This is a genomic window from Streptomyces sp. NPDC041124 (assembly GCF_055592385.1).
In genome coordinates this window covers 871,767-885,706 of sequence record NZ_JBVIYR010000001.1, presented here as the reverse complement: position 1 = coordinate 885,706, position 13,940 = coordinate 871,767, and the positions used below count along the sequence as shown (strand labels likewise).

Here is a 13,940-nt window from a genome sequence, read left to right as displayed (position 1 = left end):
GGCGTAGTCGATCTCCGTGCGGGCCAGGTCGGCGAGGGCGGGGGGCAGGGTGCGGTCGTCATGGGTCGTCCGGTTCACGCGGGCACCGTATCCGGCGGTACCGACACCCGGCCGTCAGGTCAGTTCGCGCAGGGCCCGGCCCAGGAGGGCGATGCCCTCGGTGATCGCCCCGGGTGGGTCCGCCGCGTAGCCGAGGACGAGGCCGGGGCGGCCCGGGAGTTGACGGTGCCAGGACAGGGGGTGGCATTTCACGCCATGGGTGAGGGCCGCGGCGGCGAGTTCGGTGTCGGGCACGTCCGGTGCGTAGGTGACCGTCAGGTGCAGGCCGGCCGCCGCTCCGTGGACGACCGCGCCCGGAAGGTGGAGCCCGACGGCTTCGATCATGGCGTCGCGGCGGCGGATGTGGCGGGCGCGGAGCAGCCGCAGGTGCCGCTCCAGTTGGCCCGATTCCATCAGTCGGGCCAGGACGAGCTGGGGGAGGACGGCGTTGCCCAGGTCGGCGAAGCGTTTGGCGTCCGTCAGGGCACGGAGGTGGCGGGGCGGGGGGAGGAGCCAGCCGATGCGCAGGGCGGGGGCGAGCAGTTTGGAGACGCTGCCCATGTAGCAGAGCCGGTCGGCGAGGAGCGAGCGCAGGGCGGGCACCGGCGGGCGGTCGTAGCGGTGCTCGGCGTCGTAGTCGTCCTCCAGGATCAGCCCCCCGTCCGCCGCCCAGCGCAGCAGCTCGCGGCGGCGCTCGCCGCTGGTCACGACGCCGGTGGGGAACTGGTGGGCGGGGGTGAGGAGGACGGCGTCGGCTCCGGTGGCGCGCAGCGCGTCGACGCGTATGCCGTGGGCGTCGACCGGCACGGGCGGGGTGGTCAGACCGCCGTGGCGCAGGTGCTGGCGGGTGCCGAGCGAGCCGGGGTCCTCCACCGCCACACCGGTGACGCCGTCCGCCAGCAGGACGGGGTTCAGCAGGGTGAGGGCCTGCGCGGTACCGGCGACGACCAGGATGCCGTCCGGCTCGACCCGGATGCCGCGGCTGCGGGCCAGCCAGTCGGCGACGGCGCGGCGCAGCCGTGGGGCACCGCGAGGATCGCCGTAGCCGAGGTCCGTGGCGGACAGCTCGGCGAGGACGGCCCGTTCGGCGCGGAGCCAGGCCGTGCGCGGGAACGCGGAGAGGTCGGGCCGGCCGGGGGTGAGGTCGATGCGGGCGTCGGCGGCGCGCAGCGCGTCGAAGGCGTCGGCGCCCGGTTCGCCGGTGAAGGGGGAGTGCGGCGGTGGTGCGTGACCGGCCGGGGGCAGGTGGGCGGGGGGTGTCGCGACGACGACGGTGCCGCCGCGCCGGCGGCCCTCGACGTGGCCGTCCTCCGCGAGCCGCCGGTACGCCTCGGTGACCACGCCCCGGGAGACGCGCAGTTCGGCGGCGAGCACCCGGGTGGCCGGCAGCCTGCTGCCGACGGTCAGCCGGCGGTCGGTGATCGCCTGCCGCAGTCGCTGGGCCAGCCAGTCCGCCTTGCCGCCCGTGGGGGCGTCGTCAGGGCGCAGCTGGAGGAAGTCGGAGCCGGGCGCCGCCGGGCCGCTCGTCGCCGCGTTCCTCTCGCTCACCGCACCCATGGTGCCACGGCGCATCAAGGCGCCCGGGTGTCGGACAGCGGCTGGTCCGTGAGGGTGAACTCCGGTGCGGCGGAGGTGAGGAGGGCCGTCATGGGGGTGGTCGGCCAGTGTGCGGTGAGTTCCCGGGCGATCGTCTCCAGCACCTCCGCGACGGTGTCCGTGCCGCCGTCGTGCAGGGCCTCCGTCACCACGAGGATCCGGTCGGTGCCCTCGCTCACCGCGGAGTGGCCGCTCTGCCGGTTGGTCCAGCGGCGGGCGTGCGCGTGCCCGGCGGAGTCGGCGTACGTCACCTCGCCGGGTGCGGGGTGTTCCAGGTCGCCGCCGAAGGTCGTGTACTCCTCGTCGCCGTGGGCGTACCGCACTTCGAGCAGGGGTCCGGTGATGCGGTCGGCGTCGAGGACGGCGACCGGGACCGCGTGGGCGGCGGAGATCGCGTTGCACACGTCGACCACCGGGTGGATGCGGGGCAGGGTGCCCTCCTTGCGGAGGCGCCGCAGGAGTGACTCCGAGGCGCAGCGGTACTGCGTCGGCTTCAGTCCCATCCGGGCGAACGCCCGCCGCCACGCCAGCACTTCGGGAAACTGGCCCTCGGAGGCGCCCGCCAGCCGGGTTCGGGCGCGGGCGGTGTAGTCGGCGACGCTCGGGCCGACGTCGGCCGCCTCGTCGACGCCGGTGGTGTACAGCGCGCCCGCCGCGAGGCGGGGGTGGTCGGACCAGAGGGCGTCGGTGTGCCGGAAGCGCATCTCAGGCCACCGCCATCCGGGCGCTCAGGCCCACGAAGCAGACCGCGAAGACGTGGCGGACGGCCGTCATGATCCGGGGCCGGAGCGACAGACGGTCGCGCACGGCCGCGGCGAGCATGCCGTACGCGGCGAAGACGATGAAGGTCAGGGCCATGAACACGGCGCCGAGTCGGAGCATGAGGCCGGTGGAACCGGGCGTGCCGGAGGGGACGAACTGGGGGAGGAACGCGACGAAGAACATGGTCAGTTTCGGGTTCAGGAGGTTGAGGAGCACGCCGGAGGTGATCACGCGGAGCGCCGGCTGCGGTTCGGCGTCCGCCGTGACGGTCAGCGCGTCCTTGTCGCGCAGCGTCGCCCACGCCATGTACAGCAGATAGGCGACACCGAGGTACTTCACCACCGCGTAGGCGACGGCGCTGGTGTGCAGGAGCGCGGCGAGGCCGGTGATCGTCGCCAGTAGGTGCGGCACGACACCTAGGGTGCTGCCGAGCGCGGCGACCACACCGGCCCGGCGGCCGTGGGACAGCCCGGCGGCGAGGGTGTACACCACGCCGGTGCCGGGGGTGACGACCACGACCAGCGTGGTCAGAAGGAAAGCGGGACTCAAGTGAACCCTCCGGGAGGTCGGTGGTCCTCCCAGCCTGATGCGGTGATGGACCGGAGGGCAGAGCCAAAAGGGAGCGGCTCGAGAGGTCCAAAAGCCCGCCGGGAGACGGGATCAGCGCACGATCACCGTCGAAGTGGGCGGCGAGGGCAAGAGGGCCAGGGCGGTGTCGAGGGCAAGCACCTGTGCGAGTACACCCTGAACTGACGGCGCACCGGCCGGCGTCAGACGAGCGCTTCGGCCACCGCCCGGGTGAACGCCTCCGGGTTGTCCAGCATGATGTTGTGGCCGCAGTCGGGGACCGCGGTCAAGGACACTCCCGCGGCGGTCAGTTCGGCCGCGCCGGGGAAGGGGCCGTCGGCCTCGGGGTAGAGGAACGCGCGGGGGAGCGGCAGGTCGAGCAGCAGCTCGCGCATCGTCGGGACGGTTCCGGCGACCAGGTGGGACGCGCTGCGGTGCAGGGCCTCCAGGCCCGCCAGGCGCATCGTCGACCACCAGTGCGCGCCCGCCCGGTCGCGGACCTCGCGCCAGCCGCCGGAGACGAACTCCTCCTCCGTGTACGCGGCGATGCCGCTGCTGCCGGACGCGCCGGGGGTGCGGGGGAGCGGGTCGAGGTTGGCGTCGACCAGGACGAGCCGGGACACCAGTTCGGGGTGCCGGGCGGCGAGGACGACGGCGACGGAGCCGCCCATGCTGTGCGCGACGACCTCGGCGCCCCTGACGCCCGCGGCGCGCAGGGTGGCGGCGAGGGTGTCGGCGTGGTCCTGAAGGGTGTAGGCGAACGAGGTGGGGCGGTCGCTGTGGCCGTGGCCGAGGAGGTCCACCAGGAGCGAGCGGTGCCCGGCGAGGAGGGGGTGGACGGCGGTCGCCGTGAAGTAGGCGGGGGAGGTGGCCCCCAGGCCGTGGACGTAGACGCGGGCCGGGTCCCGGCCGGGCAGTTCGACCCAGCGGATGCGGTCGCCCTCGGCCGTCACGGCGGCGCTCTGCACGGTGTGGTCCTCTCGTTTGCGTGTTCGCGACGGGGGTGAACGGTACCCGCACCGAGTGCGACGGCCGACTCCCCGTCGGTAAAGGCAGGGGCGGCGCGGGCGTAGCGTAGGTGGTATGACGACGTACGGATCCTTCCCCGGCGCGCGGCCGCGGCGTCTGCGTACCACTCCCGCCATGCGGCGCATGGTCGCCGAGACCAGGCTGCACCCCGCCGACTTCATCCTCCCCGCCTTCGTGCGCGAGGGCGCGGACGAACCGGTGCCGATCGCGGCGATGCCGGGGGTCGTGCAGCACACGCGGGACAGCCTGAAGAAGGCCGCCGCGGAGGCGGTGGCGGCCGGGGTCTCCGGGATCATGCTGTTCGGTGTGCCGGAGGAGTCCAAGAAGGACGCCCTCGGCACGCCGGGGACCGACCCGGACGGGATCCTCCAGATCGCCCTGCGGGACGTGCGGGCCGAGGTCGGGGACGACCTGCTCGTCATGTCCGACCTGTGCCTCGACGAGACGACGGACCACGGGCACTGCGGAGTGCTGGACGAGCAGGGGCGCGTCGACAACGACGCCACGCTCGAGCGGTACGCCGAGATGGCGCAGGTCCAGGCCGACGCGGGCGCGCACGTGGTCGGGCCGAGCGGGATGATGGATGGGCAGATCGGCGTCATCCGCGACGCCCTCGACCAGATCGGGCGGGAGGACGTGGCGATCCTGGCGTACACCGCCAAGTACGCCTCCGCCTTCTACGGGCCGTTCCGCGAGGCCGTCGCCTCCTCGCTCCAGGGCGACCGCAAGACCTACCAGCAGGACCCGGCGAACGTCCGCGAGTCGCTGCGGGAGCTGGCGCTCGACCTGGAGGAGGGCGCCGACATGGTGATGGTGAAGCCGGCGGGCCCCTATCTGGACATTCTCGCGCGGGTCGCGGACACGGTGGACGTGCCGGTGGCGGCGTACCAGATCTCCGGTGAGTACTCGATGATCGAGGCCGCCGCCGAGAAGGGCTGGATCGACCGGGACCGGGCGATCCTGGAGACGCTCACCGGCATCAAGCGGGCTGGCGCGCGCAACATCCTCACCTACTGGGCCACCGAAGCGGCCCAGAAGCTGAGCGCCGCTCAGTAGGTGAGCGCGTCGTCCATCGACTGCTGCCAGTACGTCACCGCCAGCGAGCTGTCGTAGTACACGCCCTTGGCCGGCAGGGACGGGATCGCGGACGGCCCGCCGTCGCTGCCCGGGGTGCGGCCCTGGAAGCCGACGGTGAGCCGGTGACCGGTGGTGCCGCCGTCGCCGCTGCCGTCGGCGGCCGACAGGAGCACACCCGCGTACGCCGACTCGCCCGGGTTGAGACTCACCACGGCCTGCGGCTTGCTCTCCTCGACCGGCTGCGGCACCCACTGCATCTCGTCGAAGCGGAGCACCGGGTAGTAGGTGAGGTCGCACAGCTTGGATCCGGTGTTCTTGACCGTGATCAGCATGTGGTTGAGGGGGCGGGGGACCGGCTGGGCGGTGACGGTGGTGTTGGAGCCGTTGCAGGCGGCGAAGGTCCGGGGGCCGTCGTCGGAACCCTTCCCCTGGCTCGTGCCCTTCTCCTTGCCGGAGCCGGAGCCGGAGCCGGAGCCGGAGCCGTTGCCGTTGCCCGAGCTGCTGCCGGAGGCCTTGTCAGCGCCCGTGCCACCGCCGGCCTGGGACGGGTCGTTGGACGGGGTGCCGTCCGTTGAGGGCTTCGAGGACGGGTTGGTGGGCGTGCTCGTGGGCGCCGTCGCGTTCGGCTGGGACGCGCCCTCGTCCTTTGTGCCCGTGCCGTCCTGGCAGGCCGTCAGGGACAGGGTGGCGAGGGTGATTCCGGCGGCGGCGAGCAGGCGGAGGCGGGAGGTGCGCATGGCGAATTCCTTGTCGTCGGGGAGGGGTTGGCGGCGTCGCTCGACCGGTTGCCGGGAGCGGCGTGCTTGGATGACCAGAGCTTGCGGGGAGATCCGTCCCGGCCGCCACACCTGGCGGGGGATCCGGGACGCTGGAACGCCCACACCGTTGTGACCAGGGGAAACGACCGTCCCCTGGAACGGTGGAATGGGACGCGGGGGAGGGAGTCACGGTGTCGGAGGACATGCCTGCGGCGCAGTTCGCGGCGCTGCTGCGGCAGTTGAAGGAGCGGTCGGGGCTGAGCTACGGGGTGCTCGCCAGACGGCTCCACATGAGCACGTCGACGCTGCACCGGTACTGCAACGGGGACGCCGTGCCGGCGGACTACGCCCCGGTGGAACGGCTGGCCCGGCTGTGCAAGGCGGGCCCCGGGGAGCTGGTCGAGCTGCACCGCCGGTGGGTGCTCGCCGACGCGTTGCGGGGGAGGAAGGGGACGGCGTCCGCCGGGGGCGCGGTGGGCCCGGGCCCCTCGGCATCTGCCGGGGGACCGGCGCGGCCCGGGGACCCGGCACGCTTCGGGGAACCGGTACGGCCCGGGGAGCCGGCGGCGGACGCGGGCGTCCGGGAGGGGCACGGCGACAGCCTCCCGGCGGCTGGGCGGTCGGCGGCGGGACGGGCCGAGCCCGAGGACCCGCAGGCGGAGACCGCGGAGACCCGGGAGACGGAGCATCGGGAGGCGGGGCTCCGGGAGGCCGGGACGTCCCATGCCTGCGCCGCGGGAGACGGGGCCTCGGAAGGCGGGGCTCCGAACGTCGGGGCGCCCCGTGCCGGGGCCGCGGACGAGGAGTCCCCGGGAGCGGGGACTCCGGGTGCCGGGGTGCCGGAAGACGGTGCGCGCCGTGTCGGGGCGCCGGGAGACGGAAGCCCGGAAGCCGGGACGCCGGAAGCGGGGAACCCGCGGGCGGAGACCGGGCAGGCCGGGATCCCGCAGGTCACCGGCGCCGGTGAGGCCCGCCCCCGCACCCGCACCCGCACCCGCCGCACCCGTACCGCCGTCCTCGCGGGGATCGCCGTGGCCGCCGTGCTCGGCGGGGTCACGCTCGCCCTGGGTCTGCCGGACGGGGGCGACGCGGGCGGTGGCGACCGGAAGGACCCGGCGGCATCCGCGACCCTCGGCGCCGCCGGGGCGGGCGGGAACAAGGACGCCGCCGCGTCACCCTCCGCCTCCGCCTCCGCCACCGCTTCCGTCTCGTCCTCGGCGTCCCCCTCCGCGAAGACCAGGGAGACACCACGCACCCCGGCCACGGCCTCCGCCGCCCCGACGGGTGACAGTGACGGGAGTGCCGTGCCGCTGACCGTGCGGACCGAACCGTACGCGTGGCAGAGCCCCTGCTCGCAGCGGTATCTGATCAACAGACCGGCGGGCGAGGTGAAACCGCCGCCCGAGGAGCCGGACGCGACGGCGTGGGTCAGCTCGTTCGGGGCCGTCTCGTCGGGGGAGCAGTTCGTGCGGCTCACCGTCCAGGGGACCGGGGAGGAGACGGTGGTCGTGGAGGGGCTGGCCGTGCGGGTGGCGGGCAAGCGGTCGCCGCTCGCCTGGAACGACTTCGCGATGGGCTACCCCGGTGTGGGCTGCGGCGGCAACGTGCCCACCCGGTCCTTCACCGTCGCCCTCGACGCCGCACGTCCCGTCGTCACCCCGGAGGCCGGGCAGCGGAACTTCCCGTTCTCGGTGAGCGAGTCGGACCCCGAGGTCTACTACATCACCGCCGACGCCTCCGCCTACGACGTGAGCTGGTACCTGGAGCTGAAGTGGTCCAGCGGCTCCCGCAGCGGCACCCTCACCGTGGACGACAAGGGCCGCCCCTTCCGCACCAGCGGCAACAACGGACGCCCGGCGTACGAGTTCCCGCTCGGCGGCGAGGAGTGGGTGCCGGAGGGCACGACCTGGTAGCCGGTCGTGCCCTCCGGGCTCACCCGGTGCGTCCTCGGACGGTCAGAGCCGCTCGGGCGTCCGGATGCCCAGCAGCGCCATACCCCGGTGGAGCGTGCGGGCCGTGAGGTCGCACAGGAAGAGGCGGTTGGCCACCTGCTCCGGCGAATCGGCCTTCAGCACCGGGCACTTGTCGTAGAAGGACGTGTACAGCGACGCCAACTGGTACAGGTACGCGGCCAGCTTGTGCGGCGCGTACTCCGCGGCCGCCTCGAAGACCGTGTCGCCGAACGCGTCCAGGTGCAGGCCCAGCGCGCGCTCCGCCTCGTGCAGCTCCAGCTCCGGGTGGGCGGCGGGGCGGACCTCGCCGGCCTTGCGCAGGATGGACTGGATACGGGCGTAGGCGTACTGGAGGTAGACGGAGGTGTCGCCGTTGAGCGAGACCATCTGGTCCAGGTCGAACTTGTAGTCGCGGTTCGGCGACGTCGACAGGTCCGCGTACTTCACGGCCCCGATGCCGACCTGCGCGGCCCGCTCCCGGATCTCGTCCTCGGTGAGGTCCCGGGCCTTCTCCCGGACGACCTCCGCGGCCCGCTGCACCGCCTCGTCCAGCAGGTCCTCCAGACGTACCGTCTCGCCCTCACGCGTCTTGAACGGCTTGCCGTCCGCGCCGAGCACCGTGCCGTAGCCCATGTTGTGCGCGGTGACGCCGTCGTTCAGCCAGCCGGCCCTGCGGGCCGTCTCGAAGACCATCCGGAAGTGCAGCGACTGACGCACGTCGACGACGTAGAGCAGCGTGGTGGCGTGCAGGTCGACGACCCGGTTGCGGATCGCCGTCAGGTCGGAGGCCGCGTAGCCGAAGCCGCCGTCGGCCTTCTGCACGATCAGCGGGACCCGCTGGTCGTCCTTGCCGCGGATGTCGTCGAAGAACACCACCAGCGCGCCCTCGGAGCGCTCCGCGACGCCCATCTCCTCCAGGAGCCGGGCCGTCTCGGGCATGCCCTCGTTGTACGCGGACTCCCCGACGATCTCCTCGTCGCGGATCTCCATGTCGAGCTTCTCGAAGACGGAGTAGAAGTACACCTTCGACTCGTCCACGAACTGCTGCCACAGTTCGAGCGTCTCCTTGTCACCGGACTGGAGGGCGACGACCCGCCCCCGGGCCCGCTCCTTGAACTCCTCGTCCGCGTCGAAGAGCGCACGCGAGGCCTTGTAGACGCGGTTCAGATTGCTCATGGCCTGCTCGCCGTCGACGTCGGCCGCGGGGGCCAGCTCGCCCGGGTGCTCGAACAGGTACTGGATGAGCATGCCGAACTGGGTGCCCCAGTCGCCGATGTGGTGCCGGCCGATCGTCTTCTCGCCGGTGAAGTCGAGCATGGCGCGCAGCGCGTCGCCGATGACCGCCGACCGCAGGTGGCCGACGTGCATCTCCTTCGCCACGTTCGGCTGGGCGTAGTCGACGACCGTGACGCCCGCGTCCGCCTTCAGCGGCACGCCGAGGCGCTCACCGTCCGCGAGCCGCGCGGCGAGGTTCGCGGTGATCGCCCGGTCGGCGACGGTGATGTTGAGGAAGCCGGGGCCGGAGACCTCGACGTCCTCGATCAGCTCACCGGTGGTGATGCGCGCCACGACCTCGGCGGCCAGCTCCCGCGGGTTCGCCTTCGCCTTCTTGGCCAGCGCGAGGATGCCGTTGGCCTGGAAGTCCGCCCGGTCGCTTCGTCGCAGCAGCGGGTCCGCCTCCGGCTGGGTGACCGAGAGGGCGGATGCGAGCTGCTGGTTGACGAGATCGGTGAGCGGTGTGACCGAGGCCATAAGGGTGGGTGCCGTTCTCCTCGTGGGTTCAGATAGACACGGTCAGTATCCCATGAGGGGTAAAGCGGTTTTCTCGGCCGCGGAGCGGTGGGAGCCGGCCGCGCCCGCGCCCCGCGGAGCCGCACACCGGCACGGCCCGCGCCCCTGGACGAGCCGGTGAAAAGGCGTTTTCGCCGTCGCCGCCGTTACTGGGAGAATGGAGCGGTCAGCCGTGCGACCGTGCCGGCTGCTCCAGCAGAAAGAAGGACGTGCCGATCGTGGCTCAGAGCACCGAGACCACCGACTGGGTCTCCCGTTTCGCGGATGAGGTCATCGAGGAGTCGGAGCGCCGGGCCCCGGGCAAACCCGTCGTCGTCGCGTCCGGCCTCTCCCCCTCCGGCCCGATCCACCTGGGCAACCTCCGCGAGGTCATGACCCCCCACCTCGTAGCCGACGAGATCCGCCGCCGCGGCCACCAGGTCCGGCACCTGATCTCCTGGGACGACTACGACCGGTACCGCAAGGTCCCGGCCGGGGTCCCCGGAGTCGACGAGTCGTGGTCCGAGCACATCGGCAAGCCGCTGACCTCCGTCCCCGCGCCCGAGGGCTCCGCCCACCCGAACTGGGCCGAGCACTTCAAGGCCGCCATGGTCGAGTCGCTGGCCGCGATGGGCGTGGAGTTCGACGGGATCAGCCAGACGGAGCAGTACACCTCCGGTGCCTACCGCGAGCGGATCCTGCACGCCATGAAGCACCGCGGTGACATCGACGCGATCCTCGACCAGTACCGCACCAAGAAGGCACCGGCGAAGAAGCAGCAGAAGCCCGTCGACGAGGCCGAGCTGGAGGCCGCCGAGGGCTCCGGCGCCGCCGCCGAGGACGACGGCAGCTCGGGTTCGGCCGGGTACTTCCCGTACAAGCCGTACTGCGGCAATTGCGAGAAGGACTTCACCACCGTCACCTCCTACGACGACGACTCCACCGAACTGACCTACGCCTGCACGGTGTGCGGCTTCTCGGAGACGGTCCGGCTGAACGAGTTCAACCGCGGCAAGCTGGTCTGGAAGGTCGACTGGCCCATGCGGTGGGCGTACGAGGGCGTGATCTTCGAGCCCAGCGGGGTCGACCACTCGTCCCCCGGCTCGTCGTTCCAGGTCGGCGGGCAGATCGTCGGCATCTTCGGCGGCGAGCGGCCCATCGGGCCGATGTACGCGTTCGTCGGCATCAGCGGCATGGCGAAGATGTCCTCGTCGAAGGGCGGGGTGCCCGTCCCGGGCGACGCGCTGAAGATCATGGAGCCGCAGCTGCTGCGCTGGCTGTACGCCCGCCGCCGGCCCAACCAGTCCTTCAAGATCGCCTTCGACCAGGAGATCCAGCGGCTCTACGACGAGTGGGACCGCCTCGACGCCAAGGTCGCCGACGGCAGCGCCCTGCCCGCCGACGTCGCCGCGCACTCCCGCGCGGTACGCACCGCGAGCGGCGAACTGCCAAGGACGACCCGGCCGCTGCCCTACCGCACGCTCGCCTCGGTCGCCGACATCACCGGCGGCCACGAGGACCAGGCGCTGCGCATCCTCAGCGACCTGGACCCGTCGAACCCGCTCGGCTCCCTCGACGAGGCCCGGCCCCGGTACGACAAGGCCGAGGCGTGGGTCAACACCCACGTCCCCGCCGATCAGCGCACCATCGTCCGCGCCGAGCCCGACGCCGAGCTGCTGAAGTCGCTCGACGAGCAGGGACAGCAGTCGCTGCGGCTGCTGCTCGACGGACTCGCCGACAACTGGTCCCTGGACGGGCTCACCCACCTCGTCTACGGAGTGCCCAAGGTCCAGGCGGGCTTCTCCGCCGACGCCACGCCCAAGGAGCTGCCGCCGGAGATCAAGACCGCCCAGCGGTCGTTCTTCGCGCTGCTGTACCACCTGCTGGTGGGGCGGGACACGGGCCCCCGGCTGCCCACGCTGCTGCTCGCCGTCGGGCAGGAGCGGGTGCGGGCCCTCCTCGGGGAGTAGACGCCAGCCGTAAGGGCGGAGGGGCCCGCGATGCCGTCGGCATCGCGGGCCCCTCCGCCGTTGGCGGTCCGCCGCCACGGCTACGCGATGTGGTCCTCTTCCATCTCCGCCCCGTGGCGCGCCTGGAAGCGCTCGGCGAGGGCCTTCAGCGCGCTCGGGCTCAGCGTCGTGCCGTAGGTCGCCTCGATGTTGTCGCCGAGGACGCGGGGAGTCGGGTAGCTGCCGTCGATCGACTGACGGAACACCTGGTAGTACGCCTCCTCGTCCGGGTCGGTGACCGGGGTGCCGCCGCCCTCACCGAGCTCGCGGGTGCGGCCGCCGGGGACGACGGGGATGGGGAAGCTGCCGGTCTCCTCCGGAGACGGCTCCCGGAGCGGGGGCTCCTCCTGGTACTGGTCCTGGTACTGCTCGGCCTGCTGCTGCTCGGCGTACCAGCGGGCGTACTCCTCGTCCGGGTCGTAGGTGGGGTCGTAGCCGCCGTGGTACTCGACCGTGCGGGGATCACGGGCGTGCAGCCACTGGTTCTGGTCCTGGCCGGTGCCCTCCGGGAAGCCGGGGCCCCGATCGCCCCGGCTCTCCGGGCGCTGCTCGCCGGGAGACGCCTCCGCCGGCGCCTGCACCGCCCGGGGGGCACCACCGTCGCCCGTCCGTGCCCCGCCCGGGGCCGCTTCCACGGCATGGCCGGCGGTGACCTCGGGGCGGGGAGCGGCGGATATCTCCCGGACCTCCGGGGCCGGGGGGATGAGCGCGGGCTCTATGCCCGCCGCCGCGAGGCCCGCCGGGGCCGTCTCGGCCAGGGGGACGCCGTACTTGGCGAGCCGCAGCGGCATCAGGGACTCCACCGGGGCCTTGCGACGCCAGGAGCGCCCGAAGCGCGAACGCAGACGGGCCTGGTAGACCAGCCGCTCCTGCTCCAGCTTGATCACCTGCTCGTAGGAACGCAGCTCCCACAGCTTCATCCGCCGCCACAGCAGGAACGTCGGCACCGGCGACAGCATCCAGCGGGTCAGCCGGACGCCCTCCATGTGCTTGTCGGCGGTGATGTCGGCGATCCGGCCGATCGCGTGCCGCGCCGCCTCCACCGAGACGACGAACAGGATGGGGATCACCCCGTGCATGCCCACACCGAGCGGGTCGGGCCACGCCGCCGCGCCGTTGAAGGCGATCGTCGCCGCCGTCAGCAGCCACGCCGTCTGCCGCAGCAGCGGGAAGGGGATGCGGATCCAGGTCAGCAGCAGGTCCAGCGCCAGCAGGACGCAGATACCGGCGTCGATGCCGATCGGGAAGACGTAACTGAAGTTCCCGAAGCCCTTCTGCAGGGCCAGTTCCCGCACCGCCGCGTACGAACCGGCGAAGCCGATCCCGGCGATGATCACGGCACCGAAGACGACCACGCCGATGAGAACCCGGTGCGTCCGTGTCAGCTGAATGGGCGCGGCCACCCGTACTCCCCTCCCAGTGCGTGTTGTTGCGCGCAACAGAGTGGCACATGTGTGCGGGAGACGGGTGGCCGGTTCTCCTCCGGAGGGCTCAGCCCTTGTCGGAAGCGGCCCCCGAGGCGGAGGCGGACGGCGCCTGGGACGCGGACTTCGACGGCGAACCGGCGTCCCCACCGGGGCCGTTGGCCTTGGTGACCGACGTCACGGCCTCCTTGGCCGCCTTCTGGGCGTCCTTCATCAGATCGTCGGCGGCCGGAGCCTTGTCCCCGGCCAGACCGGCACCGTTGTAGTCGAGGGTGACGACCACGTTCTCCACGCGGACCACCACCGTCTGCTGCTTGAAGGTGCCTTCCTTCTTCTTCAGGTCGTAACGCACCGCGGTGGCCTCGTCACCGGTCCCGGCGACCGGCTCCGCCTTCGTGCCCTGCGCGCCCTCGGTCGCCTGGGCGTCCCGCACCTGCTTGGCGTAGTACTCCTTGGCCAGCTTGTCGCCCGCACCCCGGGTGGTGTCGGAGTCGAAACGCAGCAACGACACGTTCAGCCAGCGGAACTGCGACCCCTTCACCCCGTTGTTGTCCAGGCTGTTCCAGGAGCAGCTGGCACGGGTCGAGACGTCGTCCGAACCGCCCTCCTTGCCGGACTTCGCCTGAGGGGCCAGGTCCTCCAGGGTCTTCTTCGACAGCACCCCGCACGCCTCGGGAAGCGTCTTGTACGCCGCCGCCTGCACCGTCGGCGAAGGGCTCGCGGACTTCGAGGCGGACGCCCCGGATACCTTGTCCTTGCCGTCGTCGGAGCCGGAGTCCGAGGAGCAGCCGGCGGCGCCCAGCATCACCGGGACGGCAGCCGCGCAGACAAGGACGCGGCGAAGACGCTTCACTCTCTGACCGGACTGCTGCTCTCGCTGTGCTCGTCGCTGCATGGTTCCTTCACTCATGACGCTCGTGTTCCCTGCGGTCGGATCGGGTCCGAGGGGTCACGGTA

General features: G+C 72.5%; 11 protein-coding genes. 3 read left to right on the top strand and 8 right to left on the bottom strand.

The annotated features are described in order from the left end of the window. Positions 1 to 114: 114 nt before the first annotated feature. The 4 genes from pdxR to ACZ6A9_RS04175 form a co-directional block, all read right to left on the bottom strand. Positions 115 to 1,596 carry a MocR-like pyridoxine biosynthesis transcription factor PdxR gene (gene pdxR, locus ACZ6A9_RS04190; protein ID WP_468977797.1) on the bottom strand — a complete coding sequence of 494 codons (1,482 nt, stop codon included), beginning with the start codon at positions 1,594 to 1,596 and terminating at the stop codon, positions 115 to 117. A gap of 14 nt (positions 1,597 to 1,610) precedes the next feature. After that, on the bottom strand, positions 1,611 to 2,339 hold the full coding sequence (locus tag ACZ6A9_RS04185) for a B3/B4 domain-containing protein (protein ID WP_468977794.1): 729 nt from the start codon (positions 2,337 to 2,339) through the stop codon (positions 1,611 to 1,613). Position 2,340: 1 nt separating this feature from the next. Further along, on the bottom strand, positions 2,341 to 2,946 hold the full coding sequence (locus tag ACZ6A9_RS04180; protein WP_468977792.1) for a LysE family translocator: 606 nt from the start codon (positions 2,944 to 2,946) through the stop codon (positions 2,341 to 2,343). Between the two features lie 221 nt (positions 2,947 to 3,167). Continuing rightward, on the bottom strand, positions 3,168 to 3,932 hold the full coding sequence (locus ACZ6A9_RS04175) for an alpha/beta fold hydrolase (protein WP_468977787.1): 765 nt from the start codon (positions 3,930 to 3,932) through the stop codon (positions 3,168 to 3,170). 115 nt (positions 3,933 to 4,047) lie between these two features. On the opposite strand from ACZ6A9_RS04175, the gene hemB reads away from it, so the two are divergent. Further along, positions 4,048 to 5,049 (top strand): porphobilinogen synthase, encoded by a 1,002-nt coding sequence (gene hemB / locus ACZ6A9_RS04170; protein ID WP_468977782.1) that lies wholly within the window; start codon positions 4,048 to 4,050, stop codon positions 5,047 to 5,049. Here the strand turns inward: hemB and ACZ6A9_RS04165 are convergent. Next, on the bottom strand, positions 5,043 to 5,807 hold the full coding sequence (locus tag ACZ6A9_RS04165) for a DUF4232 domain-containing protein (RefSeq protein ID WP_468977778.1): 765 nt from the start codon (positions 5,805 to 5,807) through the stop codon (positions 5,043 to 5,045). The two genes, hemB and ACZ6A9_RS04165, sit on opposite strands and share 7 nt — an antisense overlap. Positions 5,808 to 6,031: 224 nt before the next feature. On the opposite strand from ACZ6A9_RS04165, the gene ACZ6A9_RS04160 reads away from it, so the two are divergent. Next, complete coding sequence (locus tag ACZ6A9_RS04160) at positions 6,032 to 7,741, top strand: helix-turn-helix domain-containing protein (RefSeq protein ID WP_468977773.1); 1,710 nt, start codon at positions 6,032 to 6,034, stop codon at positions 7,739 to 7,741. 42 nt (positions 7,742 to 7,783) lie between these two features. Here the strand turns inward: ACZ6A9_RS04160 and argS are convergent, their stop codons facing one another. Beyond that, positions 7,784 to 9,532 carry an arginine--tRNA ligase gene (argS, locus tag ACZ6A9_RS04155; RefSeq protein ID WP_468977766.1) on the bottom strand — a complete coding sequence of 583 codons (1,749 nt, stop codon included), beginning with the start codon at positions 9,530 to 9,532 and terminating at the stop codon, positions 7,784 to 7,786. A gap of 248 nt (positions 9,533 to 9,780) precedes the next feature. Between argS and lysS the strand changes: the two genes are divergently transcribed. Continuing rightward, positions 9,781 to 11,520 (top strand): lysine--tRNA ligase, encoded by a 1,740-nt coding sequence (gene lysS / locus ACZ6A9_RS04150; protein ID WP_468977761.1) that lies wholly within the window; start codon positions 9,781 to 9,783, stop codon positions 11,518 to 11,520. A gap of 80 nt (positions 11,521 to 11,600) precedes the next feature. On the opposite strand, the gene ACZ6A9_RS04145 is transcribed toward lysS, so the two are convergent. Continuing rightward, complete coding sequence (locus ACZ6A9_RS04145; RefSeq protein ID WP_468977756.1) at positions 11,601 to 12,962, bottom strand: DUF2637 domain-containing protein; 1,362 nt, start codon at positions 12,960 to 12,962, stop codon at positions 11,601 to 11,603. 88 nt (positions 12,963 to 13,050) lie between these two features. Further along, the gene (locus ACZ6A9_RS04140) at positions 13,051 to 13,893 is read right to left on the bottom strand and encodes a DUF3558 family protein (protein WP_468977750.1); all 843 of its coding nucleotides are present in this window, start codon (positions 13,891 to 13,893) and stop codon (positions 13,051 to 13,053) included. Positions 13,894 to 13,940 lie beyond the last annotated feature (47 nt).

What these genes read in the sequence shown, in the direction of transcription:
- ACZ6A9_RS04165 (WP_468977778.1), bottom strand. Translation starts at nt 5,807, where the DNA reads ATGCGCACCTCCCGCCTCCGCCTGCTCGCCGCCGCCGGAATCACCCTC.
- pdxR (WP_468977797.1), bottom strand. Translation starts at nt 1,596, where the DNA reads ATGGGTGCGGTGAGCGAGAGGAACGCGGCGACGAGCGGCCCGGCGGCG.
- ACZ6A9_RS04160 (WP_468977773.1), top strand. Translation starts at nt 6,032, where the DNA reads ATGCCTGCGGCGCAGTTCGCGGCGCTGCTGCGGCAGTTGAAGGAGCGG.
- ACZ6A9_RS04185 (WP_468977794.1), bottom strand. Translation starts at nt 2,339, where the DNA reads ATGCGCTTCCGGCACACCGACGCCCTCTGGTCCGACCACCCCCGCCTC.
- hemB (WP_468977782.1), top strand. Translation starts at nt 4,048, where the DNA reads ATGACGACGTACGGATCCTTCCCCGGCGCGCGGCCGCGGCGTCTGCGT.
- argS (WP_468977766.1), bottom strand. Translation starts at nt 9,532, where the DNA reads ATGGCCTCGGTCACACCGCTCACCGATCTCGTCAACCAGCAGCTCGCA.
- ACZ6A9_RS04140 (WP_468977750.1), bottom strand. Translation starts at nt 13,893, where the DNA reads ATGAGTGAAGGAACCATGCAGCGACGAGCACAGCGAGAGCAGCAGTCC.